Raw genomic sequence first — 23,676 nt, forward strand, 5'->3', positions numbered from 1 at the left:
GCCACTCGAGGGTGGCGTTGATTAAGTCGTTAACCCACTTTTAGGGTCCAAAGGTCCACGCCCCCTCAGTTTCCCGAGAGGGCGTGAACCTTGGGGCTCTGCCCACCTGTCACCACTTGCCAAGCAAGTGGATGGTGATGGTCAACGCTGTACTCGATGATGCCGCTCTTATCGACATCGAGATCCAGGATGACCCACGGGGTTACGAAGTCCACTCCGACAGTGGGCGCGAGGTACTCACCAAGGTCGGTTGCGACGTAGGGCTGGTTGTCGTTCGGGTCCAGCAGCGGCGCCAGGGCGTTGCCCTCCATCGCGCCCTCGAGCTGGGTGGCGTCGACCAGGACGCCCTCGAACGGCCCCCACGGGCCGGTGAAACCGGAGCGGTCCACCACCCGCACCACGACTGTCGGCTTTGTCAGCGGGAAGATGACGCCTTCAGGCTGCGGCTCGCCGGGCAGCCACATCACCGCGGTGATGTCGAATCCGTTGTCCAGCAACTGCTGCTGAATCAGCTTCCAGCAGGTGTCCATCCTGCCGTTGATTTCGATCCACGCCGACGTGTCGGTGGCCGGGTTGACCGGGATCACGCAGATCGGGGTGTAGACCGCCTGCAGGACATCGCTCAGGGTGAGGCCCTGACCCACGCTCGCGAGGTCGGCCTGCAGCTCTTGGAACCAGCCCTGCAGGTTCAGGTCCAGCGAGCCGATGTCGTTGATGATTTCCATCCAGCCTGACTGGACGCGCCACGCCTGCTCTTGCAGCAGGGTGGAGATCACAGTGAGGCCCGGACCCATCCCGAACCACTCGGACGGGTCTTGCACCCAGATAGGCAGGAACGGGTTCGGCCACGCCAAAATGCGGTCGAGCCAGTGCTTGTCGCCGATCAGCTCGCACTCGACGGTCCGCTTGCCCTCTTTGAACTGGTCGTGCGCGACATCGACGCGGCCCGACCATCGGTAGCCGCCCTTGTCGTAAATGACTGGGACGACGGTGGATTCGCATGTGATGGCGGTGTCCGCCAGCGGGTCAGATGCTTTGAGGCTCAGGTGGCCGGCGGGCAGGATCTGCCGCCCGTCCTTGAGTTGCAACTCGATGTGGTCGTTGATCTCGCCGACCAGGTTGTAGTACGGGTCGAACATGCGCCGCACCGCGGACTGCGGCGGGTTCTGCTCGAGCGCGGCCACCGAGGTAGCGACTTCCATCGCCATCGAGGCGCCCCATGCGCCTTGCAGTGCTTGCTGAACGAAAGCCGGATCAGCGATGTTCAGGCGGGGCATGTCCGCATCGGAGTCAGGGCAGCGATCACTTTCGAGGAAGCGTTGCCGCCTTGGATAGTGACGGGGATCAGCACCGGCTGAGCCTGCGATGGTGTCTCCACACCGGGGATGGGGTTGCTGAACCTTCCGTTGAGCAGCGAATAGAGGCCCGCTGCGCTAGTGGTGGTCTGCGGCGGCAGCACACCGAACAGCGACTCCAATTGGTCGAGCGCACCGACGATGCCGTTGGTGACATAGCTCAGCAGGCTTTGCAGCAGGCCCTTCTGCGCGGCGCTAGCGGTGGCCGGGGACGTGGTGCCCGGCGTCAGGTCGACCACCGACCGCAACCGCGGCAGCGTCGTGATCAATGCGACCTGACCGTCCTCGAGCGGGCCGAAGCTGATCATCGTGTCGCTGTTCGGCCCATCAGCGAAACTGAACGTGCCCGGCCCGTACACCAAGTAGCGGGGCCAGCCGTCCTGGTCACCAACGTTGGTCAGTTGGATGAAGCCCGAAACCGTTGCCACCGCTTCGTTGTCGGCGGCGGCGAACCCCGCCACGGGGATGAAGCTGGCCATCGGAGCGCCATCGAAACCGCCAGCGGTCTGCCCACCGAATCCGGCGTAGCGGTAGTCGGCACCCAACGCGCTGCCGTCGTTCGACTCGGTGAACGACAGGATCTGAATCCCGGAGCGCTGCAACGCGAACGACCGCGGTGATCCGGCCTTACTGCCGCAGACCAGAGTCCACGGCTCGTTCGGCAGCGGCGGGATCAGCAGCGGCTGGAACCACAGCAGCGTCGGGACACCGTCGTTGAAGCGTTCGATGATGACACCGGTCCACGCGATGCGAACACGGATCCCGTTAGCTCCGGTGCTATCCGCCCGACCCCAGATGTCGTTGAACGCCTCGTTGAGGATCGTGACACCGTCGAACGAGCCACCCATGTTTACGGTGATGATCTGGTCGTCGGTGTCGGTCGGGGTGTTGTAAATGCACACCACCGACTGGGTGCTGTTGCCGCTGTCAGCCCAATAGACCCCACCCGACTCAGCGACATAGACGTGCCCGGTGTGACCCTCTGAGTAGGTGACCGCCCAGTCATCCCCCAGCCCGGAATCGGTTGGGGTGGTGAACTTGTCGCCGAACGACTCGTACGACGGGGAGAAGCTGCACGTCGAGTCCATCCCCAACCAGAAGGTGTTGTCGATGCGGCACGAGTGCGTCATCTTCAACATCCGCAGCCGGCGAGCCTCGATCTTGTTCTGATCGCCCCACGACTTGGGCAGCAACCGCGCGTCGCAGTACCAGTAGCCGCCGTCAAGGGTGATGTGTTCCAGCCGCACCAGCGTGCGTGGGTTCCACATGCCCTTCCACTCGTCGATCAGCGCCTGCAACGCCTGCGGTGTCCGCGCGTGGGCCTCGAGGTCCAAGTCGATCTGGCCGGGCTCATAGACCGTGTTGGTCCACGTCACACCGTCCTGCAGGGCGGCCTGCAAGTCGATGTGCTTGAACGGTGGAGAGCCGAGCCCTCTTTCGCCGGTCACGATCATGCCGTCCTGTCCGGGGACACCGGGAGCGATCGGCGCCAGAGCGCCGTTGAGGTAGAACTGCGAGCTGCCGTCCTGGGAGCTGGCCCACAGGTGGTAGTCGGTGCCTTCCGCGAGCAGGCTCGCGCCAAGGGGCGTCAGTGGCCCCGATGGGTAGGTGCTCATCGGCCTTGTGAACTCGTGTAGGTGTTTTGGGCCATTTCGCCTTGCCTGTTGCCCCAGTGCTCAAATTCGTTCGGGTTCTGGGCGTGGACGTGTACGTCGCCGTAGAACGCCTGTCCGACGTTGGGTTGATCCGAGCCCGGCGGTTGGGCCGGATCGTTTGTGCCTTTGGTGTTTCCGGCGGTGTTCTGTCCAGTTGGTCGAACGCCAGCGACACCAGCGAGCAGCCGGCCGGGAATGGTCTTCATCCAGTCACCGCCGCTGCCTCCACCGCTCGGCACGAGTGCCTCAAGCAACCCCTCCGCGGCAATGCCGCCGAGTTGCGCGCCGTAGGAGGCGGCGCGGTTAATCTCTTGGAAGGCGATCGACATGACGCTGCTCGCGGCAGAACCCGATCCCGGAGCGAAAGCGTTCGCGGCCATCGACGCGGCGCTCTCAGCCGCGCCCTCGACCGAGCCGAGAATGCCGCCACCGAAACCGATTCCCTGCGACGCGGGCAGCCCTTGGCCGGGCTGCTGGTTCGGGTCTTGCCCACCGGGCTGCGCTAGGCCGGGCAAGTTGTGGATGTCGCTACCGAGGGCACCCTGCGGCTGGTCGGCAGCCCCCGGCGCGCCACCCGCTGGTGGCTGGCCCGGCTGAGCCGCCTCCGCTGCTTTCAGGCTGGGCTGCCCGATCTTCAACGGCGACTGTTGCTGCTGATTCTTGATGTTGGGCGCCGCGGGAGGCTGCGCCACCGGACCAGGCGGCGGCGCGGGTGCGCCAGGCTGCACCGGATCGCCGGTGCCGGGGGCGTAGTGGCCCACGCCGCTGTTCATGAACTGCAGGTACGGCAACCACTGCTGAGTCGCCTTGGAGTTCATCACGAACTCGCCTGGGCTCAACCACGCCGGGATCGTGTCCGTGCCGGACGGACCGCCCGTGGCGAAGTACTTGACCAGGCCGCCGAAGGCGTAGGCGTGGGCAGGCCCGATCGGAACGCCCGGTATCCCATGGGTCATCCGCGGGATCGCCGGTGGCGCTGTGAAAGCGTTCTTCAACAGGGCTCGTTGCTCATCGTTCGACAAGTCACCGATGTGGCGTCCGAGCAGAGGCAGGAACGCGCCGCGGGCATCACTGGACTGCGGAGCGCCCGGCAAGACGGGGGCCTGTCCCGGTGGCGGTGCCGGATGACGCCTGTTGTAGTCGTCCAGCATCCCCCGTGCTTCTTGCGCGTGGACACGGTAGTTACCGCCCTGGTCGTATTGGCCTGCGCCGGACAGCTCGACTCCCTGCGCGATGGCATTCGGCGCGGCGTTGGGATTGGTGTGCCGCCCGTGGGTGTAGGCATAATACCAAGCGTCGGCGTTCTTTATTGGATCGTTGAGGTCCGCGTCGGAGATCCCGAATGTCGATTGCTGTCCCGGATGGATCTGGAAGGGGCCATGCGCGAGCCCGCTGTCACCCAGAGGCGGGTTCGCCCTGAAGCCGGACTCGCCGCCCCACGCCTCCAGTGCGGCGACGATGACGTTGTCGGGCAGCCCGAGGGACTTGCCTTTCGCGATGATGTAGTCCCGCAGGTTGCGGTCCTGGGCGGTGCGAGGACTGTTCACTCCCCATCCGCCGGGGATGTAACCGCCGGGATCGGCTCCGTTCAGTTGCGGCAGCGGGCCAGCCGCGGTCGGAACAGACGGCGCGGCTGGCGGCGAAACAGCGTCAGGTGCCCCAGCGCCAGGGCCAGCGGGTGCACCGACAGGACCACCGACACCGGCTGGGCCACCGCCGCCTTCACCCCCACTGACACCGCCAGTGCCGGACGCCGACGCAGGGCCACCGCCCCCGAAACCACCAGCGCCCGAGGCGCTTCCGGCAGCCAATCCCGCACCGCCAAGGCCACCACCACCGGGACCACCAGATCCCCAGTTGGTGACAAAGACCGGGACCACTCCCTGCCCAGCACCACTGGTACCGGGGAGCGCGCCAGGGATTCCACCGAGCAGACCACCGGAGCCTTCCGTGCCAGACTCTGCTCCCACACCTTCCTCACGACGCCTGCCGCGACGGGAGCGCCTACCGCCGTCGACACTCGCGCCTTCGAAGTCCGGGATACCGTGGAAGGCGGCAACTTCCATCGGCCCAAGCACCAGGTCTTCCACAAAGCCAATGGCGTTGCGAACCAGACCCGGCAGACCGCCCTGTAGCCAGTTGTCATCGAGTTTGACGGGCATGAACGGCGAGCCGCTTCCGCTGCCGCCGCGGCCTTCCCCTCTAATCCCGGAAAGCTCTCGGTTGATCTCATCTAGCTTCTTTTGAAGCCAAGGGATTTCGCCGCGGCGGGCCGGGTCGCTCGAGTTCCTATCGTCGGCAATACGCGCCTGGATCTCGTTCGCTTCCGTCTGCAGACGCTCAATCCTCTTGAGGTCTTGGTCTAGCGGATCTTCGTCCTTGGCCTTCTTGCCGCCGCCACCTCCGCCGCCACCACCGGCATACGGAGTGTCCCGCGCCTCGGGCTGCGACGTATCCGGCACAGGTGCCGTCAGGTCCGCATTGGGCTGACTGGTGTCCGGCGTGGGCTGGTCCGGCGGTGTCGGCACCGGTCCGCTGTCAGGGGTTTCGGGAGCCGAAGGACCGTCGTGGTCACCACTGAGGAACTGATCCCAGGCCCCCCAAGCAGCACCGCCTATCCCACCGACAATCGCAGCGGGGACGCCGACCTCCGGCCCGAAGAGCATCCCGATTCCGCCGAGAACCGTGGCTCCCGTTCCCGCATCCGAACCGACAACACCCCATTTGTTCGGTGCGGTTCCCGGCCTTGTATTGGCTTGCAGGGCATCTCCGCCCATCGACAGCGCCATGCCGCCCGCAACCGCAAGTGCAGCCCTGGCCCTGTTCGCCGCCGCCATCACCCTGCCCATGGCGCCAACCTCAGTGTTTGCTGCAGCCACAACACCTGCCGCGCCGGCCTCGGCTGCGGCACCAGCACCACGCATCTGCGCATTGGCCTCGGCGGCAGCGGTCTCGAGCCTGTTCTCCGCCGAGATCTCCTCGTCGGCGGCGGCGTTGACACCCGAGGCACCAGCCTGGGCAGCGTTACCGCTGCTGCGCAGCTCTTGATTGGCCTGGTACACAGCGGCTTTGACGCGCTGTTGGGCGTTGGATTCTTCAGTGGCGGCAGCGTTGACGCCGGTGGCACCGGCCTGAGCCGCCGTGCCGGATTCACGCAGCGAGGTATTGGTCTCGTCAACAGCCTTCTTAGTCAGGCCGAATGCTTCCCGGAAGCTCTTGACGCTGTTCACCAGCCCGGTCGCCAGCCTCATGCCCAGGAACAGGCCAGCCAAGATGGTGGCGTCCTCGATGAGATCCTTGACCAGCGCCTTGTGCTGCTGCATCCAATGCACGCCGGTCTCAAGGGACTTCACCCAGTTGGTCGCCATCGGCAGGAAGTCCTCGCCGAACTCGATCTTGAGGGCATCTACCGACGCCTTGAAGTCTTTCCACTGCGCGTTGAAGTTCTGCTGAGACCGCTGGAACTCCATGACGTTCCCGCTCGGATCCGCCTGGGCGTTGGCGATGTCCTGCCGGTCCCGCATGGCTTCGCCGTTGTTCCTGTCGGTCACCTGCAAGGCGGTACGAGTGGCAACGTCGCCGCCGAGGGCGTTGCTGAGCGCCTGAAGCTCACTCAACTGGTCGGTGTGCAGACCTGACAGGACGCGGTTGAATCCCTGGTTGCGCTCGTGGGTCTGCATCCACTGGTCAACGATCCGGGCCTCGGTAACCCCGAGTCCCCCGCGGCTTCTGCGGAAGTCCGCCTGCGAAAGCTGGCCGCTAGTGATCCGATCGGCCACAGCCCGCTCCGCGGGAGACAGACCCTCGTACTGGCGCCTCTCCAGACCCTGCGACGCCGGGTTGTTCTCCCAGGCTCCGAGGATGACCTCACCGTTTGGCCCCAAACGCTGATCGACAGCACTGCGGATCGCCTGGACGGTCGGGATGTATCCCCGACTGCGCAGCATCTGCGGAACCTCGCGGGGGTCGACCCCGATCGCGGCCATCCCCTCGGCCTGCTTCGGGCCGATCCTTTGCAGCGCGTTCAGGGCGAAGTTCAGGTTCTGCCCGGCCTGGTCGGCGCCCATACCCGACCGCGTCAGCATCGACAGGGTGGCCAGCAGATCCTGGAGGCTCTCACCGACAGCAGCCGCAGTGGGCTCCACACTATGCAGCGCGCCCGTGAAGTCGGCAAAGGTGGTCTTGCCCAGTCGGACTGCCTCGATCAGCTTGGACGTAACGTTGGCGGCCTGGTCGGCGCCGAGGTGGTAGTCATGCAGGGTGGTGGTGACCGCGTTGGCGGCCTCATCCAGACCAATGCCTTCCTCGGCAGCGCCTTGAGCGGCGGCCTTCATGACGTTGAGGGCCTCGGCGCCCCGGTAGCCAGCCTGCTCAACCTTCAGCATCCCGGTGGCCAATTCGGTGGGATTCCATCCAGTTTGGCTGGCCAGTTCCATCAGGCCGTCGTGAACGACCTTCATGTTCTTGGGAAGCTCACCACCGACCGTGCTAAGCCGGGTCAACTGCACCTGAAAGTCGCCGGCGGCCTTGGTGGCATCGACTGCGGCAGCGACGAATCCGCCCACGATGCCCGCAGACGCGATCGTGGCCGCTCCGTGGAAACGGCTGAGCGCCCCAGTGGACCCCGCGACAGCAGTCGTGAGGTTGTCGTGGGCGGCTTTGGTGTCCTCCACCGACTTGGCGTGCCTACTGGTCGCCACCGCGGCTGCGGCGCTGGCATCGGTCGCCGCCGCGGTGGCCCTCATGGCTCTAGCACTGGACGCGGTGTATTTGTCCACCGCCTCCTCGGCGGACCGCCATGCGGCCACCGACCGCAGAGACGCGGCTTCCGCCTTCTGCGCCAGGAAGTCCTCAGCCTGAGCGGCTTCGGTGAGCTTCGCCTTCAGCGCGTCGATTTCGGCGCGAGTGCGGTCGGTCCTGAACGATTTGAAAGCGTCGGTGAGAGCGGCACCGAGCCCCCTATTGATGCCTCGCCCGACATCATCGAAGACCGAGGTGATCTCGCGGGCAGCGGCAGCAGCCGAGGCGCGGTCCAGGCGTGACTCAACGTCCAAAAACACTGGCATTGTTGTGAGTCACCGCCTTTCAGGTACTCGTGCGTAGAGGGCAGAGCGGTACGCGCTCTTAGCGCCCTGGCTGTTTTCTTGCGCAGCCTTCTGCTTGGCGTCCATCGCCCACCGCTCCACGGGTGAGAAGTACGACTCGTAAAGCATTCGGCTGACCTCCATGTCGCCTTCGGCGTTCAGCGGCGCGAGCTGCCGCGCCAGAGCCGCGGCCCGGTATTCCTCAGGTGCCCACTCGTAGTCGAGGCCGAAGGGCACGCCTCTCAGCGCGCCCTTGTACCTCGACTTGGCTGGCAAACCGTCGAGCAGCGCCAGGAACTCGCGGCTGCTCATATCGCCGCGATGCCACTGCGCCACGGTCACGCCGTGGTAGAACTCGCGGAAGTCAGCTTCGATCTTGGCCGCGAAGGGCCGCCATCTAGCTATCGCCTTCGTTACTTTTGGGGTCTTCCCGACGCTTCTTGGCCAGGGCGGCGTTCATCTGCCACCAGACCAGGGTCACGTCGGAGGAACGCCCGCCGGCTGCCTTGAACTTCTTGTATCCGGCGTCGCCGAAGATGGCCTTTGCCAACATGACTCCGTGGCTGTCGACGAGCTTGCCGTCCTTGCGGTACGGCTCGAGGATGTCGCCCCGGCGGATGACGTTGCCGTCGTTGTCGGTGACGTCCGGTGCCCGGTCGAGGTTTTCGATGTCCAACTGCATCTGGTCGTAACGGGCTTGCTGCTCGTCGTCGAGCATCGACGGGTTCGGAATTTCGAACTGCTCGTCACTGTTCGCGGCCTTGACGTAGACGGACTTCATCAGGCCCAAGGACTCCGCTGCCTGCTCGCGGGCCTCTTCCAGACTGACGGGGTTGATCTGCATGGCTTGAATCTCGTTTCTCTGCATGGCTGCCTGCATGTGGAAGCTCACCGAGGCGCCTGGCCATGCAGTAACAGACGCCCCGGTGAGTGATCGGGTTACGAGAGAGCGGTGATCGAGTTCGACGGCTGCGTAGTCGAAGTCGCGTCGTTCGATCCCGTCGCGGTGACCTGGAACTTGTACGTGTCCGCCGCGGTCAGCCCTTGCACGGTGAAGGTCAGCGTGCCGGTGCCACGACCGGTCGGGTTGGTACCCGAAGCCAGCGTCGCGGCGGTGTACGAGCCAGAGCCGCCTTCCTGCTGCGCCACCGTGTACTGCGCGTCGGTGACGTCGAAGCCGGTCGGCTCGGCCACGCTGACCGTAGCCTTCCCACCCGCCACTGCGGTCGCGACCGGAGCGGTCGTCGAGAACGTCGGAGCACCGCCGAGCGCACGCCACGCGATGCCTTCACGGCAGATCCACGACACAGCCTGGCTGTACGGGTCGACCAGCGCCGAGTAGGTGAGTTCCAGCGACTCCGGGTTCTTGCGCTGCAGATCGGTCTTGCCCTTCCGGTCGGTGACGACGCGTGGGAAGACCTCAGCGCGGAGCTGACCGTCGGTGTCCACACCGAGCAGCACGATGATCCGCTCCTGCAGCATGTCGAACGGAGGCCGCGACACCTGGTAGCCGGCGGTACCGACATCCGGGACGTTCTGCAGCGGCAACTCGTAACGCAGGTAGTCGACGAGCGGGGTCGCCTCGACCGGCGTGAAGGCGATCTTGTCGCCCAACTTCGTCAGCACGTTGCGCACGGTCCGAACCGACTGTGCCGTAGGGGTTTCCTGCACGGTCTCGTCCGGGGTGATCGACGTGGTGTCCTCTTTGAGTTCACCGATGTGGTAGAAGCCCTGGTTGTCACCGGACGCAGTGATCAGCAGATCCTCACGGATCGTGCCGTCCGCAGCGAACGGGGTGAACAATCCAGCGGAGCCGAGACCAACGGCGGGGTCGGTCAGGTTGAACACCGTGCCGTCCGCCTTCAAGTAGTCGCGGATCAGCACGTCGGTGATCTGCCAGTAGCGAACTGCCAGCGGGTTCAGGCTCGGCTCGAGGGCGGTTGCCCAGTTCGCGCCGGAGTCAGGCAGCGTCATAATCAGTTTTCCTTTCGATGGGAGACGGCGCCTTGGCCTGGATTCGCAAGGCGTGCATGACGTCTGGCGGCCTGCCGGTTCGACAGGCCGAGAATGTGGGTGGGACGGCGTTTAGGTCGCCATGAAGTGCAGCGCGACCTCGTAGCGGGCTACGAAGCGGCGAATGGTGTTGTCTTGGTAGTCAACCCATGTGGGGATCTGCACCGTGTCGCAGGAAATCGGTGTCACGACACGGTTATTGCTGATCGTCACCTGCTGTGGCGCCGAGAATGGCGGACCGAGGAGGAGCATCCGCTGGTGGGTGAGTTGTGCTTCCGATTCGGCGTCGTCCATGTTGTTGTGGAATGTGTGGACCGAGACGATTGCACGCTGCATCACCTTGTACTGATCGGTGCCCGCTACGGGGGTGACCATCCGATAAGGCAGCACAGCGCCTGAAGGGCGGTCGGTCCCGACGCCATTCGGGTCGCCGAGGGGTCGCAGCCACGTCACGACGACTTCACTCACACTGGGTGGCGCCAAGGGAAATACCGGTGTGGTCATCGTCGCCGGCCCCTTCGCCGTGGTCTTGCGGCGTTGAACGCCGCCGACCGGGCTTGCCGCGCTTGGTTGACACGGCCCCTTTGAGCGGTGATCTCGTGGGCCGCTGCGCCTTCGGCCATCAGCTTGGTGAGCTTCTCGACCTCGCCGCGCAGGTTCTGCTGAGCGCGCTCGACGCCTTCAGCGAAGTCGGGACCGGTACCGCCATGTAGTGCTGCCGCTTTCGCGAACGGCGCGTACTCAGGCATGTGCCGGCTGCCTAACTCGATCCACACGGCCTTGTAGTCGTCGTTGATGACGCGGCGGGCATGGGGTTTCGTGGGGTGCAGGATGACCTTGGTGGCGTCCCGGTAGTCGCCGGGTGAGCCGTGGGGCGGCGCGCTGCGCTTCTCATCGTGACCGGTCTCCCCGAAGACCGGTGACAGCTCTTTGATTTCGCCAGCGATCTGGTGCGCCAGCTTGTCAACCTCAACGTCGACGCCGGCATCGGTCAACATCTGCGCCAGGATCTCGCTTTCGATGCTCATCGCTATCCCCGTTGCAGTTCGCAGTCGATCGTGACGTGATCCAGGCCGGCGAAGTCGTAGAACGGCTTCACACCGGTGATTTCGTAGGTGTCGCCGTTGAAGATCAACTCGCCGTTCGGGTTCGCGGCAGTGACGGCGTCTACGGGTGGGGCCAGGCAGCGCCACAATTCGGTCTGGACGTCGGTTTCGGTGATGACTTCGGAGGCGCTCAGCGGCTGCATGAAGCACCCGGTCACATCGGTTTGCGTCTTGACCTCGGTGGGTCCGACGCGGCCAGGTTCGCCCTCGGTGATGGTCACGAACGTCACCGTGTGAGGGCCCATGCTCATCACAGCGACACCAGCCGGTACGCCCCGAGCAGCGAGTCATCGAGCAGTGTCGTCTTCTCGCGGTCCGACCAGCGGTAGGTGGCGTCGCCGGCTTTGCGCTCAGTCAGGTTGTACGGGTTCGCCAGATAGCCGGCCGCAGCTTTGATGACGGCATCGATGATGGGCTGCGGAAGATTTGCGTCATCACCTTCAGTGATGAACCCGTGGGTGTAGGTGACCCTCAGCGACTGGCGCAACCGGGGCCAGTGCGGGCCGAGTTGCGGGATACCGACTTCGCCTGTGGTGTCCCAGATCAGGCCGTCGGGCTGCCAGTTGTAGTTGGTCAGAGACACCCACGTCATCTGCCCCGACTGCGGCAGCCACGCCTGCACCGAGGACACGGCTGTGACTGGCGGGTCGGGCAGCAGAGCCGTACGTCCCGGCCAGTAGGGATCGACGATCGCGGTGTCGTCCACGACCTGAGCAAAGTGCCGCTCGCAGTACGCTTCCACGCTGCTCGACGCCCACGACAAGGCGGCGTTGAGGCTGTCGTCGTCGTAGTTGGCGGCGATGAACGCCGGCACCTGGGACGCGGTTACGAGGCTCATGTGCTCAGGCGGACCTTCATGTCGACCGGGCCGTAGTTGCCGTCGGGCAGCCGTGTCATCACTGGCCGGATCACGTAGTCGACGCCCTCAACCTCCGGGTCGTCGCGAGGCGACTCGTCCCGTTCAGCGATCACTTGGTCTCGACGTCCTGGTTCTTCTTGGGGTCGGACTTGCGTGGACTCTGAACGACTTTCGTCGCCACGTCGTCGCGCTTGGGCTTGTCGGCCTCGACGCCCTCGGTCAGCGGGCCTTGGGTGGTCGCGGCGTTGTGGACGTACTCGTTGATGCGGGCGGTGTAAACCATCCAGATCCCTCCTCGGGTGGGCACCACGAGCAGCACCCCAGAGGCGTAGCGCGACTGGGGTGCTGCTGCGGCTTCGGTGAATCAGGCTTACGAGCCGTTCTTGAGGACAGCCAGCTCGAAGAGTTCCGGGCGCTCGATCAGCAGACCGACCCTTTCCTCCGCGCGCGCGGTCCACAGGTTCTGCTCGAAATCCGTGCCGTTCTGGTTGGCGATGTCGACTCGCAGACCGCCGTTGCGGATGACCGCGCCAGCGTCGGCGAAGTCACCGACCAGGACGTAGCCCGCCGGCCACGCCGGAGTGGTTGCGGTCTTCTTGCCCCACAGGGTGAACTGCTCGACGGCACCGGTGCCGTTGCCGCCAGCGTTGTTGGGGTAGCCGTAGTCTCGACCGAAGAACGACCCACCCATGAACTGGCCGTTGTTGTCGGTCGACAGCCGCACGGTGACCCAATCCATCGGGTTCATCACCACGGCGTCGGGCTCGAAGAGTTGCTTGACGCGAATGTCGGTCAGCATCTCCAAGATCCCCACCGCGATCTGCGGGCCGGTCGGGGCGACACCGCTGTCGCCGGTGATCGCGCGACCCGGAGTCACCGAGGCGACCGTGTCCGAACCGACGCCAGCACCAGGGGTGTTGGCGGCCGGGACGACCAGGTTGGTCACCGCCGTCTGTGCCGCGGACTGTGTGAAGCCCGTGCTGCGGTTCAGCAGGCCGTTGGCGCCGGGGTAGCCCGAGCCGGCGAGCAACTCCACCTCTTCACGACGCTGCACACCCTGAGCCAGACGACGCTGAATCAACGCCCACACGTACGGGGCGTCCTGAATCAACTCGTCGGTGACGCGGGCGAGGTTGGCGATCTTGCCGACCTGCTCGGTGTAGCGGTTGAAGCTGTGCGTCGAAGTCGGCTTCGTCGCACCTTCGTTGACCGCTGCGGCGTTGTTGGTCCACGACGCCTCCCGCACGTACGTGACCACGGGGCTCGACACCGGCATCTCCGGGAAGAGCTGTGCGATCACGTTGGGGTAGAAACGCAGTTCCACGATGCCGGGGATGAATTCCGGGGCGATCGCGGGACCAGCCGTACCTCCGAGGAAGTAACCCGACAGCTCAGACGGAGCCGTGGTGCCACTGGCGGCCTCACCCGACAGCCCGGTGACGCCCTGCGTCTTGAGTCCGGCGTCGTCGAGGAACGACTTGTAGCCGAACTCGAGGCTGAACGAGCCACGCTGCCGGTTGGCCGCGTGAGCCTTCAACTGGGCGAAGGTGTCGTTGATCTGCTTGAGGTGCTGACCCACCGGCGGGGCGGCAGGGTCGTCCTGCGGTTGGTCAGCACCGGAGTCGGCGGCCGAGCGGAAAGCCTTGGCCCGGTCGTAACTCTTGATGGCGGTGCTGATTTCCTCGTTGCGCTTCTCAGCGTTCTCCATGTACTGCGAGAACTCGGCGACGGTGATGTCACCGTTGTCGAACGCCGCGCTCTTCTCCTTGACGGCAGCTTCGAGTTCCTTCGCCTCTTGGCGAAGGGATTCTTTATTGGGCATTTCAGTCCTTCGTGTTGGCTTTGATCAGGAATGCGAGCGATCGGGCTCGCAGCGCCGCGCGCTCAGCGGAGTCGTCGGCGGCGGCGGCGGCCTTGGCGGCGGTCGCGGCGGTCGAGTCGTCGGTTGATCCCTGCGGCGAACCGGCAGAATCGCCGGAAGCATTGGTGGGGTTGTCGGGGTCGTAGACGCCCATCAGGGCCATGAGGCGGCCCGCGGATTCCTGCGCTGCGACAAGCAAATCCAGCGCCTGGCCCACAGGTCCGGGGAGCGTTGAGCGGTCAACGCTGGCGGAGAGTTTGGTGGCCTCATCGAGGGTGGCGTCGAGGCCGGCCAGCACCTTGCGGGCGTCCTTGGTCACTACTCCGCTGGCGGACTTGTTGGCGCCAGAGCTGGCCCCGGTGTCGAAGTCGGTGATCTCACCGGTGCTGCACATGGCGCCGAGGTGGTAGGCGGCGTCGTGGATGGCCTGAATGAGTTCCTGCATGGTCGGATTGGCCCGGTCGCCGCCTTGGGCGTCGCTGATCCCGTCAGCGGCCTTCTGCTCAGTGACCCACTTGAGGTAGGCGCCGATGGTGAACGCCTTGTCGTCGCCTGCGATTTCGATCCCGAACCGGCGGGCTGCTGACCGGATCCTCTGCTTGATCGTGGAAAGCTGCTCGGCGGTGTACTGCGAGGCGTTGCGCTGCTGGTTGACGTACGACCAAGCACTTCTGACGTGGTCCGCGGTGTCGATCGGGTAGCGGGCCTTGCCGTCCTGCTGGTAGCCGGGGTCGGCGTAAGGCACGTCCCCGTATGGCTTTTTGTCAGACTTGGACGAGAGCACAACCGCCTCCGGGTTGGCGGGGACAGCCACGAATGCTGCGTTGAGCAGTTCCCGGACAGGCTTGGCGTCCTTGCGGTGCCGCTGCTCTGAGAAGGCAACCGAGACGGTCTTGATGTGACCCTCGTTGACCAGCGTCCGAACCGTCTGGGCATGCGGCGTCGAGGCGAACGTGCCGCGGACCTGCAGTTGCCCCTTCTCGTTGATGAACGGCTTGCCTGATCCGACCGTGGTGGCCACGCTCATGCCGTGATCGGAATCGAACGTGATGTGCTCGGGCAGAGGGGTTTTCCACTCGTCGGCATGGAGCCGGTCGCCGTCCCGGTCGAGGGCGTCGGTGGACAAAATGACGTCGAACGAACCGTTAGGTGCTTCGTCTTCGGCTGGAATGACCTGCGCCGTGGCGTCTTTAGTCACCAATGAGGGGCGAACACCTAGCTCTTGCGTAGCGCCGCTGGTGAACAACTTCTCGGGCACTAGACGGTCCTTTCGATGATCAGTCCGCACGCCTCGCGAATCGCTTCCTCGTCGGCGGGGTACTTGTCGAGCAGCACTCGGACTGCCTCTTGGATCGACTTGCCGCCACCGATGTGTCCACCGATGTCGCGGATGTACTTCAGCGCCTTCGGACTTGGCTCCGACGCCGGAAGTCCAGGGACCAACCTCGGTACCGGGGTCGCCGAGCCGCCTGGGGTGGCTGGCGGCACGACAATCGGGTACTGGTCCGCTGGGGTGGGCTGACCGATCTGACCTGCGATGGTGAGGCGCTCCGCCATGGCCGGGTGGCCGAGAGGCTGAATTGCGCTGTTGGCGTAGAGCTTGTCCGCGATTGGTCCTGCGTCGTCGAGGTCGAACGAAGGCCGGGCCTCGGCTGGCTTCTCGATGCCCGCCATGACCAATTGGGCGTGAGCGAGGGCGCGCTTCTCGAAATCGCCCCGCAGAACGGAATCCACAGCGAACCGGGCGTACTTGTCGCCGTTGAACTCCGACCCCACATGCGTGTCCAGGGCCGACTCGAACTCCTCGATGTGCGGCGCCATCGTGTCGCGGTACACCGAGCGCATGTTCTCGGTGATGTTGGAGAACGTGGCGTGATCCATGATCTGCAACGCCGCCGGCGGCATGTCGAAAACCGTGCAGACCTCTTCGCGGTTGAAGCGCCGCGACTCGATGTACTGCATTTCCTCGGCGGTCAACTGCAAAGGCGTGACCTCGGTGCCGTTTTCGAGCACCATGACGCCGCCGACGTTCGTCGAACCGCTGTACTGCTGCTCAAACTGTTGCCGCAGCCGCTCTTTGCCCTTGGGGTCGAGCTTCCCGTCGAGTTTGAGAGCAAAAGACGGGCGCCCCATGCGTTTCCACCACGACGCGGTGGCGCGACGCGACGAATCCTCGTTCATCAGCGTCGAACGCAACGCCTCAAGTCGCGACAGGCCCCGCATCGTGTCGTCGGGGTTGTACTCCCGGAACGGGACGACGTCCTCTTCGCGGATTTCCTCGTTCGGCTGCCCCATGAAGCGATACCGCAGCGACCCGTCGGACTCGCGGTGGATCTGAGTCATCGCCGGATGCATCGGAACGAACCCGGTGATCTGGTTGCCGCGACCCTCACGCAGCTTGATCCAGTACGCCTCGCCGTAAATCAGGCGTGTAGCCCATGTCCAGCGCAGGAAGCTGTAGGTGTCCATTGTCGGACACGGGTTGGCGATCAACTTCGCGTAGGGACTGTCCTGATCGAGCACCTTGCCGGTGGGCGAAGCCTCGTCCCAGACGAACATGTTCAGCCGGGCGATGTTGTTGGCCAGCTTGTTGACGACCGCGTTGATCATCGGTTGGACCCGGTACATCTCGCCGTACGTGGCGAACCGGGTCTCTAACTCAAGGCCCGTCCGTGGAACGAAGTACGAGCTGTAGAACATCGGCGCGGTCTCGGCGAATGCCTGCGGGGCAATCGGCGAGAATCCGCCATTGGCGAGGATCACGTCGGGAGTTCCTGAAGGTAGGCGACGTTCACCCGGTCGACGTAGACCCGTCCAACGATGGGATCGGGCGTCGCGTCCGGCGTCAACGGCACCGTCGCGCAGTCATCGAAGACCCAAGTGACGTCGTCACTGTCGACCAGAACGCCGTTGAAAGAGCCTTCGCTGCCGGTCAAAGTGACGGCGAAACGCCGGCGAATGGCCCGCTTTATGAGGCGATTTGGGCGCATTCGCGGACCTTTCTGTCAGAGGATGAGGACGTCCTGCTCGCTGTAGACCGAGTAGGTGTCACCGCCACGGGTGTGCCAGGCGTTGACGGCCATCACCGCCGCCGGCACCGCGTCGATCCGTTTCGATGCGGTGGTACGGTTCGGTTTGTCGGGCCGGATGAGGTCTGGGTCGTACTTGGCGACACGGGCCTCGCAGGCTTCGAAGCAGAAGCGCGCCAGCGGATTTCCGTGGTGCCGGAACTTGCCTTCGGTCACCATGTCGAAGATCCGGTGCATCCCGTCCGACATGTGTGTGAAGTCGTTGGTATAGGCGAAGATCCCGTTGATGTAGGTCCGGGACTCGATTTCCTGGATAACGGGGTCTGAAGACCACTTGTCGGCGTCGCCACCGAGGATGGTGAAACGCGCGGCATCGGACTCGATGTCGGCGTAGACCTTCTCGTAGTCCAGAACGTCACCCTGGGTGATCGTCAGCCACCCGTCCTTGGCGAACTCGGTGAACCGACCGTTGTTGAGCTGATCCAAACGAGCGACCGCAGATTCCGGCGCCCACATCCGCCACACCAGGTCCACGCCGTCGTCGGACGGAAACAGGTAGCAGATAGCCGTCAAGTCCTGGCGGGCAGCGAGGTCCAGACCGAACCAGCACTCCCGGTCCGTGAACGCCTCGAGCGTGGCCTTGGCGTTCCGGTGGATCGTTCCGGCGCACTTGTCCCACAGGTGCATCCGCATCCACCGCACTGCGGAGTTCTGCCACTGGTTGAGCCGGTACTGGCGGAACGCCATCTCCGCGATCGGGTTGTTCTGCGCCTCAAGTGCTTCCTCACGCAGCGACTCGATCTTCAGAAACGAGCCCAGCGCCGGGTTGGAGTGATACCAGTTCCGTTCGTCCCACGGGTCGGCATCCACCGGGGTGTTCCGCAGATAGGTGAAGATGTGCGGTGACCGGGACGGTTCGTCCGCGACCGCCTGCATTTCCTTGTGCATCAGGCCGGCGAACGACTCCGAATCGTTCCCGGCGGTCGTGGCGGCCACCATCAGCGGCTGCCGGCGGGTACCCATACCGGTGCGCAGGGAGTCCCACACGTCTTTGTCCCGCCACGCCAAAATCTCGTCCGCGATCACACCAGAAGGGTTGGAACCCAACAGTCCCGGCGCGTCGGCGGCAATCACCTGGTAGAAGCTGTTAGTCCGCTGGTCATAAATCCGCTTGCGGTGCGGGGTGATCTTCAACCGCTTCGCCAGCACCGGCGAAAACCGAACCATCTGCGCCGCAACGTCGAACACCACCGACGCCTGCTCGCGGTTGCGAGCAACACCGAAGATTTCGGCGGACTCCTCACCGTCAGCGACAAGCAGATAGAGCGCAATCCCGGCCTGCAGCTCCGACTTACCGTTCTTGCGGCTCAGCTCAATCCACGCAATACGGAACTGCCGCCGGTAACTCTGCGACTCATCCGACCAGATGACATGACCGAACAGAGGCCGGATGATGTCCTCGCGCTGCCAGTCCTCGGGAATGAACGGCTGCCGCGCGTGCTCACCCTTGGTGTGCTGCAGCAGCTCCTCGAAAAACGCTTGAGCGTGATTGGCACGAGGAACGCAGAAGTGCTTACCGACCTTTTTGCACTCAAGCCCATCGAGGGTGTAGCCGCACCGTTTCTGCCGCGCAGCCATCAGCCCAGAAGGCGCTCCCCGCCGCCCTTCGGCGCCTCGTCAGAGGACACCTTCAACGCCGCCCGATCCCCCGGCGTCAGACCGAACCGCTGGCCGGTGGACCGCATCATCTGCGCAGTCGCCTGCATGACACGGAAAGCTGGCTGAACCGTCACACCGCCCGCAGACCCCTGCGCCGTCAACGGCAGCGACTCAACCTCGAGGGCCGCGCGGTTATAGATGGCCACCGTCCGGCAGAACTCGGCGAACGCATCCACGTCCCAAGCGGTCAACACCCGCTTGCGAATCAGGTCAGGCGCCAAGCGGTTCCACACCGCCATCGCGTCCTCCGGCAGCGGCACCGGAGGGGCGATCACGCCTTCACCGGGAGTTGGCTCCTCGCGGTTCAGACGGTCCTCACGGGTACCGGACAGCACCTTCAGATGGGTCGGCTTCGGCGCGGGGCCACGTTTACCCACGTCAGACCCCTTTCATCGATTAGCAGAGCGTTTGCTGGCGTTTGCGATCACCGACCGGCTATGCGGGCTGAATGACGGCGCGCGGAGGATCTTTGCCATCGCTAACGGATTTGCGCCGGTCAGGCGGATTCCACATTTCGCGCAAAACTTGTCAAGACGCGAGGTCGCCGGGCAAACGGTCGGCGGCACGCGCGGTCAGGGATTTCGACCCCCCATGGGGTTTGCTGGGAGGGGCTACCGCTCGCGTCGGGCGATGGAGGTGGCGGCGGTGTGCATGTCATGGTGCCGTTTGCACAACGCTCTGCCTCGACTCGGATCGTTGGGATCAAGGCCTCGTGCCACTAGTGCCCGTCGCGTGATGGGGTGATGATCGGCAACCGTTGCGGGTTGGTCGCATCCATCGGGCCATTGGCAGCGGCGTCCATCCCGCTCGAGCACTTGGTCGCGGAAGGTTTCGTGTTCGTCGGTCCGGTAGCCGCGTTCGTAGCTGGTGCCTCTCGCGCGGTCAGCTTGTCGCGAGTGGGTGGCGCAGCGGCCACCTTTGACGGACGGAGCACCGCAGCGGGTGCAGGGAGTGGGCGGCTTTGTTGGCACGTGCTGTGGCGATGGGCGAGGTCCGGCGCGGTTAACCGGCGTCGCGTGCGTGCAGTGACTCACGGATGGTGTGGTGTGCGCCGCGGCGGTTAATTTCTTGTTGGATGGTGTTGGCTTCGCGTTGCGCTCGGTGCATTTCGACTGCCAGGCGTTCGTCTTCGGTGAGGTTGATGCCGAAGAGGACGTTGCGGAGTGCTTGTTCTACGGCGGTGCTTACTGCTTGGGCGACGGTGGCGGCGAATTCGTCGTCGAGGCGTGGGTGGACGTCGAGGAAGATGCCGCGGGGCTTGCCGTCGCCGCTGCTTGGGGTGGCTGCGCCGGTGATGGTGTCGGTCATCAGTTTTCCTTGGCCGGGGCTTCGAGTGCTGGTGCGATGACGTCGATGTCGATGGTCAGCTTGAAGGGGCTGCGCTTGGTGATCGTGCAGTGGACCGGGAGTCGTTCGTCTTTGTTCAACTGACGCATGAGCAGTTCGATGAACCCGATTGCCTGCGACGGCGTGAGTTTCCGCATCGTCGCACTGGTCTTCGGAAATATCTGCGACAGCACCGGTGGCAATGGCGGGATTGGTGGCTTGCCGCGCGGACCGAACTTCGGTTGGTTCACTTGTTCCCCTGAATCCGGTGGAGTGCCCGCTGTGCTCGGTCGGCGGCTTGTTGTGCTCGGTGTGCGGCTTTTTCGGCGCGTTCGGCTTCGTACCAGCTACCGATGGCGGCGATGCCAGCGACGGCGAGCAGGATCCATTGGATGGCGATGCTCACCGGTGCGGGCAGTCGGGGTCGAGTTGGGTGAGCATTCGGACGGCCTGGGCGCTCAGGTGGGCTTCGAGGTTGTCATCGACTGCGATGTTGACTAGCTGTGCTGCGCAGTGGGCGCAGAACGCTTTGGCGACTTTGCGGCCGGTCTGCTCGGCGGGTTTCGGGTCGGCCACGTGGGTGATGCGGTAGCCGTCGCTCTCGAGTAGGTGGATGATCGCCTTGCCGACCTGCTCGCCGCGCTTGGCCATCTTCGCTTTGACGTCGTCGGTTTGGCCGAGGTTGAACTGGCTGTGGTGCATGAAGCGGATGCGCTTGCCGTCCGGTGTGGGAAGGTCACCGAGGTTGTTGCCGATGAGCTTGGCGGCGTCGTCGCGGGGCATCAGTCGCCTTCCCAAACGTGGTCTCGGGTCTGTGAATAACGCTGATAGGTGTTGTCGTTGAGCTGCTGGAGGAAGCTGGCTCCGAATTGCTTGGCGATGCTCGCGGGGATGAACGGGCCGCAGGGCATAGACCTGAGGTGGGCCAGGAACTCGTCGGGATCGGCGTCTGGATGGACGGTGATCAGGCCGCCGCGGGAGTAGGGCGTTGGATCTTGGTCTCGAGCAACCAATTTAGCCTCGCTTCCGCGACTAGTACCGCTTCGGTGTCGTTCTCAGTGCGGGCTCGGCGTAGGCGAGCGAGTGTGGCGTTGAGGTCGTTGACGAGTGTCGCAGGGAAGCGTGGTGGTGTCACAGTGGTCATTCCGACCCCGATCCGCACGGCACTTGATACGACAAGCCGCCGGACCCGATGGGTGCTACGGCGGCTGGTTTTGGATCTTGGGCATAGTTGTGCTGCCCACTTCAGGGTGCAAGTGTCGGACAGCTTTGTCACGTACTTACATCACGAATTGAATATCTAGAGAACATCTTTGAGCAATTCGGAGACTGTGAGGCCGAAGATTTCAGCGTATCGGTGCAGTACGACAAGCGTCGGCATGTGACGCCCGGTCTCCCACGAGCTGACGCCGGTTTGGGTGGTGTCGAGCCGTTTGGCCATGGCGTGCTGGTTTAGCCCGGCGTCTTTGCGTAGACGGCGCAGTGTCGCGCCGAGCCGCGGTAATGCGGCTGGTGGAAGGGTGAATCGAACATTGGGCATCAGGCACTCCTCGCTGCGGCGCCGGTCTTGGACTTTTGTGGCTTGGCTTCACGGAGGCGCCGCACGTCACCCAACCTGTAGGCGGGCTTGTCGGTGGAGGCCAGCCGAACGAACACGAAGGTGCCATCCGATCGCCGGTAGCCGGTGGCTTGCAGCTTGCCTGTGGCGATCCACGAGCGGAACGTTCTGGTGGGGATGCGCTCGCCGAACATCGGCAGCACGAGGTTCATCATTTCGGACCAGGTGAAGGCCCACGAGTCGAGGTCTGCCCGCAGTTGCGCCATCAGGGCGTCGATTCCGTGGGTCGCTTTGCAGGTGGGGCAGGTGACTTCGGTGGCGTCACGGCTGGCGAGCAGCGCTGTGCCGCAACGCCGGCCGTGGGTGTGCATGGTGTCGTGGTCATCGAGGACGCTGGGGCACGGTCCACAGAAGCGGCGGCCTGCTGGCCGGTCGACGAGCTTCTCGATGTCTTTGATAATCTCCGCGATCTCACGGAAGGCGACGCCGGCGCCTTCGTCGGCGGCGAGGGCGGTGACGTGCTCGGCGAGCCAGAGCGCGATCCCGGATGTGGTTTGCACTGAAGGGATGTCGAGCTTGTGGGTCTTGCAGATGTCTTTGGTCCACTCGGTGAGGACGCTGCGGACGTAGTCGAGCAGCTCGCTGCAGCGCGGGTCGAGGCGCATGGCGCTGACTTCGTTTCTGTTGCGCCGCGCGATTTCACCGAGCCGGGTGAGGCCGAGTGCGGCTTCCGCCAAATGCTCGAGCCATCCGGCTGCGTGCTGGCCGTTGGCGGTGACCGGGCCGTGGGCCAGCGAGACGAGCATGTCACGCAGGTCGTTGGTGCATCGTCCGCACAGGTTGGCGTGAGATCTGGCGTGGCATTTTTGACATTGCACGCGGGTCATTGGTCCTCCCAGGTTGTGCCGCAGCAGCACTGGTGGTCGTCGTTTCTCGGGTCGGTGAGGTGGGTGTCGGTTTTGATGCAGAGGTGGGTGCCGCGCTGGGTGTGGTGCTCAGTGCGGCATTCGCGGCGCGGGTCGTCAGACCAGCGGATCCTCACGCGCGCCTCCGGGTTTTCAGGCGCTTACGCTCGTCTTGGGAGTGGCCGCCCCAGATGCCATACAGCTCGCCGTTGGTGAGCGCCCAGTCGAGGCAGTCTTGTTTGACGGGGCAGCCGCGGCAGATGCGTTTGGCAGCACGATGGGTGGTGTGCTGACCGGTTTCGGGGAAGAACACCTCGGGGTCGATTTGCGCGCAGATGGCGTCATCGACCCATGAGGGCATCTTGACTTTCAAAGCGGTGGTCATCGGGTGCATCGGACGGCCAGCTTCCGCACGGCGATTGCGAGTGCACCGGCGAGGTACTCGATTTGACGCTCGGTGCCGTCGCTAATGAGGTGCTCGACCCCGAACGCGAGTGCCATCAGCGAGGTTTCGTTGTCACCGACCTGGGTGACGCGTTCGCGTTGGAACTCGACCAGTTCTGCGGCTTGCTGGAGGGCTTCGTCGGTCCACTGGCTGTTGGGTGCCGGTGGCCGTAACTGGACGATGGTGGTCATAGCAGGGTCAGCTCCTTGGTGGTGTCGGGCAGGCTGCGCTGGCTGCCAGCGGTAATCTCGGCGACGGTGATTTCCGCGCCGGGTGTCTCCCCCAGCTCGGCGAGCCGTTTGGTGACGCGCAGATCCACTACTTGGCTGTCGTCGCTGTAAATCACGCGGCTGAGGGCGTCGAGACAAGCGCGCGTGAGTTTGTCGATGTCGGGGCGTTTGATCGCTGGTGGTGTGGATCGCTTCGGTGCGCTGGCTGGCCGCGGCATGACGAACGCGATCTTGATGCGCACTGGGACGCCGGTGAGGATGCTGCGGTTCTGGCGGACCATCTCGTTGTGCGCGGCTAGGGCGACGCGTTCGCGCCACGGGCCGACCTCTTTCGAGGACTCGATCATCACGCCGTGACCGACGTGACGTTTCGATCCCTGCGGGGCTGGTTTTCCTGGCACGGAGAAGGTGATGGTGGGCACGACCCAATCCCCGTGCCCGCCCCGTGCCCCCGTACCTATACGGGGGGGCACGGGGGCACGGTCACGTGAACTGGGGTTTTGGGCGGGAAACGGGGCGTGCCCCTGGGGC

The 23,676-nt window shown here is 64.5% G+C and carries 28 protein-coding genes; all 28 read right to left on the minus strand.

Features of this window, described 5'->3' with window-relative positions; all coding sequences use genetic code 11:
• Positions 1–65 precede the first annotated feature (65 nt).
• The 28 genes from A5700_RS22010 to A5700_RS22115 all read right to left on the minus strand — a co-directional run bounded on the left by A5700_RS22010 (position 66) and on the right by A5700_RS22115 (position 23,567).
• Positions 66–1,277, minus strand: coding sequence for a hypothetical protein (locus A5700_RS22010; protein ID WP_082960411.1), 1,212 nt, complete (start codon positions 1,275–1,277; stop codon positions 66–68).
• Positions 1,265–2,971, minus strand: coding sequence for a hypothetical protein (locus A5700_RS22015; protein WP_068068348.1), 1,707 nt, complete (start codon positions 2,969–2,971; stop codon positions 1,265–1,267). The genes A5700_RS22010 and A5700_RS22015 overlap by 13 nt, the downstream gene beginning before the upstream one ends.
• Positions 2,968–8,070 (minus strand): phage tail tape measure protein, encoded by a 5,103-nt coding sequence (locus tag A5700_RS22020; RefSeq protein WP_068068351.1) that lies wholly within the window; start codon positions 8,068–8,070, stop codon positions 2,968–2,970. The genes A5700_RS22015 and A5700_RS22020 overlap by 4 nt, the downstream gene beginning before the upstream one ends.
• A gap of 15 nt (positions 8,071–8,085) precedes the next feature.
• Positions 8,086–8,436 carry a hypothetical protein gene (locus tag A5700_RS22025; protein WP_068068354.1) on the minus strand — a complete coding sequence of 117 codons (351 nt, stop codon included), beginning with the start codon at positions 8,434–8,436 and terminating at the stop codon, positions 8,086–8,088.
• Positions 8,437–8,491: 55 nt separating this feature from the next.
• Complete coding sequence (locus A5700_RS22030) at positions 8,492–8,986, minus strand: hypothetical protein (RefSeq protein WP_231973751.1); 495 nt, start codon at positions 8,984–8,986, stop codon at positions 8,492–8,494.
• A 47-nt stretch (positions 8,987–9,033) separates the two neighbouring features.
• Entirely contained in the window at positions 9,034–10,068 is a 1,035-nt protein-coding gene (locus tag A5700_RS22035) for a hypothetical protein (protein WP_068068356.1), read from the minus strand.
• Positions 10,069–10,179: 111 nt separating this feature from the next.
• Positions 10,180–10,611 (minus strand): hypothetical protein, encoded by a 432-nt coding sequence (locus A5700_RS22040; protein WP_156671360.1) that lies wholly within the window; start codon positions 10,609–10,611, stop codon positions 10,180–10,182.
• Positions 10,608–11,135, minus strand: a complete 528-nt coding sequence (locus tag A5700_RS22045) for a hypothetical protein (protein WP_068068363.1) — start codon at positions 11,133–11,135, stop codon at positions 10,608–10,610. The genes A5700_RS22040 and A5700_RS22045 overlap by 4 nt, the downstream gene beginning before the upstream one ends.
• Positions 11,136–11,137: 2 nt before the next feature.
• Complete coding sequence (locus A5700_RS22050) at positions 11,138–11,464, minus strand: hypothetical protein (RefSeq protein WP_068068365.1); 327 nt, start codon at positions 11,462–11,464, stop codon at positions 11,138–11,140.
• Positions 11,464–12,051 carry a hypothetical protein gene (locus tag A5700_RS22055; RefSeq protein WP_068068368.1) on the minus strand — a complete coding sequence of 196 codons (588 nt, stop codon included), beginning with the start codon at positions 12,049–12,051 and terminating at the stop codon, positions 11,464–11,466. The genes A5700_RS22050 and A5700_RS22055 overlap by 1 nt, the downstream gene beginning before the upstream one ends.
• A complete protein-coding gene (locus A5700_RS26290) occupies positions 12,048–12,185 on the minus strand; it encodes a hypothetical protein (RefSeq protein ID WP_156671361.1) in 138 nt (45 codons plus the stop codon). The genes A5700_RS22055 and A5700_RS26290 overlap by 4 nt, the downstream gene beginning before the upstream one ends.
• The gene (locus A5700_RS26295) at positions 12,182–12,355 is read right to left on the minus strand and encodes a hypothetical protein (RefSeq protein ID WP_156671362.1); all 174 of its coding nucleotides are present in this window, start codon (positions 12,353–12,355) and stop codon (positions 12,182–12,184) included. The genes A5700_RS26290 and A5700_RS26295 overlap by 4 nt, the downstream gene beginning before the upstream one ends.
• 87 nt (positions 12,356–12,442) lie before the next feature.
• Positions 12,443–13,894: a phage major capsid protein gene (locus A5700_RS22060; RefSeq protein WP_068068371.1), complete on the minus strand. Its 1,452-nt coding sequence runs from the start codon at positions 13,892–13,894 to the stop codon at positions 12,443–12,445.
• Position 13,895: 1 nt separating this feature from the next.
• Complete coding sequence (locus A5700_RS26680) at positions 13,896–15,191, minus strand: DUF6582 domain-containing protein (RefSeq protein WP_197502790.1); 1,296 nt, start codon at positions 15,189–15,191, stop codon at positions 13,896–13,898.
• Complete coding sequence (locus A5700_RS22070; RefSeq protein WP_068068377.1) at positions 15,191–16,696, minus strand: phage portal protein; 1,506 nt, start codon at positions 16,694–16,696, stop codon at positions 15,191–15,193. The genes A5700_RS26680 and A5700_RS22070 overlap by 1 nt, the downstream gene beginning before the upstream one ends.
• Entirely contained in the window at positions 16,693–16,923 is a 231-nt protein-coding gene (locus tag A5700_RS26305) for a hypothetical protein (protein WP_156671363.1), read from the minus strand. Before A5700_RS26305 ends, A5700_RS22070 begins: the two co-directional genes overlap by 4 nt.
• A gap of 15 nt (positions 16,924–16,938) precedes the next feature.
• The gene (locus tag A5700_RS22075) at positions 16,939–18,600 is read right to left on the minus strand and encodes a terminase large subunit (protein ID WP_068068380.1); all 1,662 of its coding nucleotides are present in this window, start codon (positions 18,598–18,600) and stop codon (positions 16,939–16,941) included.
• On the minus strand, positions 18,600–19,058 hold the full coding sequence (locus A5700_RS22080; protein ID WP_068068383.1) for a phage terminase small subunit P27 family: 459 nt from the start codon (positions 19,056–19,058) through the stop codon (positions 18,600–18,602). Before A5700_RS22080 ends, A5700_RS22075 begins: the two co-directional genes overlap by 1 nt.
• Positions 19,059–19,683: 625 nt before the next feature.
• Positions 19,684–19,989, minus strand: a complete 306-nt coding sequence (locus tag A5700_RS22085; RefSeq protein WP_068068386.1) for a hypothetical protein — start codon at positions 19,987–19,989, stop codon at positions 19,684–19,686.
• Positions 19,989–20,258, minus strand: coding sequence for a hypothetical protein (locus A5700_RS22090; RefSeq protein WP_156671364.1), 270 nt, complete (start codon positions 20,256–20,258; stop codon positions 19,989–19,991). The genes A5700_RS22085 and A5700_RS22090 overlap by 1 nt, the downstream gene beginning before the upstream one ends.
• Positions 20,255–20,413, minus strand: coding sequence for a hypothetical protein (locus A5700_RS26310; protein ID WP_156671365.1), 159 nt, complete (start codon positions 20,411–20,413; stop codon positions 20,255–20,257). Before A5700_RS26310 ends, A5700_RS22090 begins: the two co-directional genes overlap by 4 nt.
• A complete protein-coding gene (locus A5700_RS22095; protein WP_068068392.1) occupies positions 20,410–20,790 on the minus strand; it encodes a hypothetical protein in 381 nt (126 codons plus the stop codon). The genes A5700_RS26310 and A5700_RS22095 overlap by 4 nt, the downstream gene beginning before the upstream one ends.
• Positions 20,790–21,020: a hypothetical protein gene (locus tag A5700_RS26315; RefSeq protein WP_156671366.1), complete on the minus strand. Its 231-nt coding sequence runs from the start codon at positions 21,018–21,020 to the stop codon at positions 20,790–20,792. Before A5700_RS26315 ends, A5700_RS22095 begins: the two co-directional genes overlap by 1 nt.
• A gap of 287 nt (positions 21,021–21,307) precedes the next feature.
• Positions 21,308–21,547 (minus strand): helix-turn-helix domain-containing protein, encoded by a 240-nt coding sequence (locus A5700_RS25625; protein ID WP_082960414.1) that lies wholly within the window; start codon positions 21,545–21,547, stop codon positions 21,308–21,310.
• Positions 21,547–22,452, minus strand: a complete 906-nt coding sequence (locus A5700_RS22100) for a hypothetical protein (RefSeq protein WP_156671367.1) — start codon at positions 22,450–22,452, stop codon at positions 21,547–21,549. The genes A5700_RS25625 and A5700_RS22100 overlap by 1 nt, the downstream gene beginning before the upstream one ends.
• Positions 22,453–22,603: 151 nt before the next feature.
• Positions 22,604–22,855 (minus strand): WhiB family transcriptional regulator, encoded by a 252-nt coding sequence (locus tag A5700_RS22105; protein ID WP_304440510.1) that lies wholly within the window; start codon positions 22,853–22,855, stop codon positions 22,604–22,606.
• Positions 22,852–23,106 carry a hypothetical protein gene (locus tag A5700_RS22110; RefSeq protein WP_068064996.1) on the minus strand — a complete coding sequence of 85 codons (255 nt, stop codon included), beginning with the start codon at positions 23,104–23,106 and terminating at the stop codon, positions 22,852–22,854. Before A5700_RS22110 ends, A5700_RS22105 begins: the two co-directional genes overlap by 4 nt.
• Positions 23,103–23,567, minus strand: a complete 465-nt coding sequence (locus tag A5700_RS22115; RefSeq protein WP_082966241.1) for a RusA family crossover junction endodeoxyribonuclease — start codon at positions 23,565–23,567, stop codon at positions 23,103–23,105. The genes A5700_RS22110 and A5700_RS22115 overlap by 4 nt, the downstream gene beginning before the upstream one ends.
• Positions 23,568–23,676: the final 109 nt, after the last annotated feature.

The organism is Mycobacterium sp. E1214, assembly GCF_001666755.1.
Lineage (GTDB): Bacteria > Actinomycetota > Actinomycetes > Mycobacteriales > Mycobacteriaceae > Mycobacterium.

What these genes read in the sequence shown, in the direction of transcription:
- A5700_RS22035 (WP_068068356.1), bottom strand. Translation starts at nt 10,068, where the DNA reads ATGACGCTGCCTGACTCCGGCGCGAACTGGGCAACCGCCCTCGAGCCG.
- A5700_RS22045 (WP_068068363.1), bottom strand. Translation starts at nt 11,135, where the DNA reads ATGAGCATCGAAAGCGAGATCCTGGCGCAGATGTTGACCGATGCCGGC.
- A5700_RS22050 (WP_068068365.1), bottom strand. Translation starts at nt 11,464, where the DNA reads ATGAGCATGGGCCCTCACACGGTGACGTTCGTGACCATCACCGAGGGC.
- A5700_RS22015 (WP_068068348.1), bottom strand. Translation starts at nt 2,971, where the DNA reads ATGAGCACCTACCCATCGGGGCCACTGACGCCCCTTGGCGCGAGCCTG.
- A5700_RS26305 (WP_156671363.1), bottom strand. Translation starts at nt 16,923, where the DNA reads ATGCGCCCAAATCGCCTCATAAAGCGGGCCATTCGCCGGCGTTTCGCC.
- A5700_RS22105 (WP_304440510.1), bottom strand. Translation starts at nt 22,855, where the DNA reads ATGACCACCGCTTTGAAAGTCAAGATGCCCTCATGGGTCGATGACGCC.
- A5700_RS22060 (WP_068068371.1), bottom strand. Translation starts at nt 13,894, where the DNA reads ATGCCCAATAAAGAATCCCTTCGCCAAGAGGCGAAGGAACTCGAAGCT.
- A5700_RS22055 (WP_068068368.1), bottom strand. Translation starts at nt 12,051, where the DNA reads ATGAGCCTCGTAACCGCGTCCCAGGTGCCGGCGTTCATCGCCGCCAAC.
- A5700_RS22110 (WP_068064996.1), bottom strand. Translation starts at nt 23,106, where the DNA reads ATGACCACCATCGTCCAGTTACGGCCACCGGCACCCAACAGCCAGTGG.
- A5700_RS22085 (WP_068068386.1), bottom strand. Translation starts at nt 19,989, where the DNA reads ATGACCGACACCATCACCGGCGCAGCCACCCCAAGCAGCGGCGACGGC.
- A5700_RS22100 (WP_156671367.1), bottom strand. Translation starts at nt 22,452, where the DNA reads ATGACCCGCGTGCAATGTCAAAAATGCCACGCCAGATCTCACGCCAAC.
- A5700_RS26295 (WP_156671362.1), bottom strand. Translation starts at nt 12,355, where the DNA reads ATGGTTTACACCGCCCGCATCAACGAGTACGTCCACAACGCCGCGACC.
- A5700_RS22010 (WP_082960411.1), bottom strand. Translation starts at nt 1,277, where the DNA reads ATGCCCCGCCTGAACATCGCTGATCCGGCTTTCGTTCAGCAAGCACTG.
- A5700_RS25625 (WP_082960414.1), bottom strand. Translation starts at nt 21,547, where the DNA reads ATGCCCAATGTTCGATTCACCCTTCCACCAGCCGCATTACCGCGGCTC.
- A5700_RS22075 (WP_068068380.1), bottom strand. Translation starts at nt 18,600, where the DNA reads ATGGCTGCGCGGCAGAAACGGTGCGGCTACACCCTCGATGGGCTTGAG.
- A5700_RS22040 (WP_156671360.1), bottom strand. Translation starts at nt 10,611, where the DNA reads ATGACCACACCGGTATTTCCCTTGGCGCCACCCAGTGTGAGTGAAGTC.
- A5700_RS22095 (WP_068068392.1), bottom strand. Translation starts at nt 20,790, where the DNA reads ATGCCCCGCGACGACGCCGCCAAGCTCATCGGCAACAACCTCGGTGAC.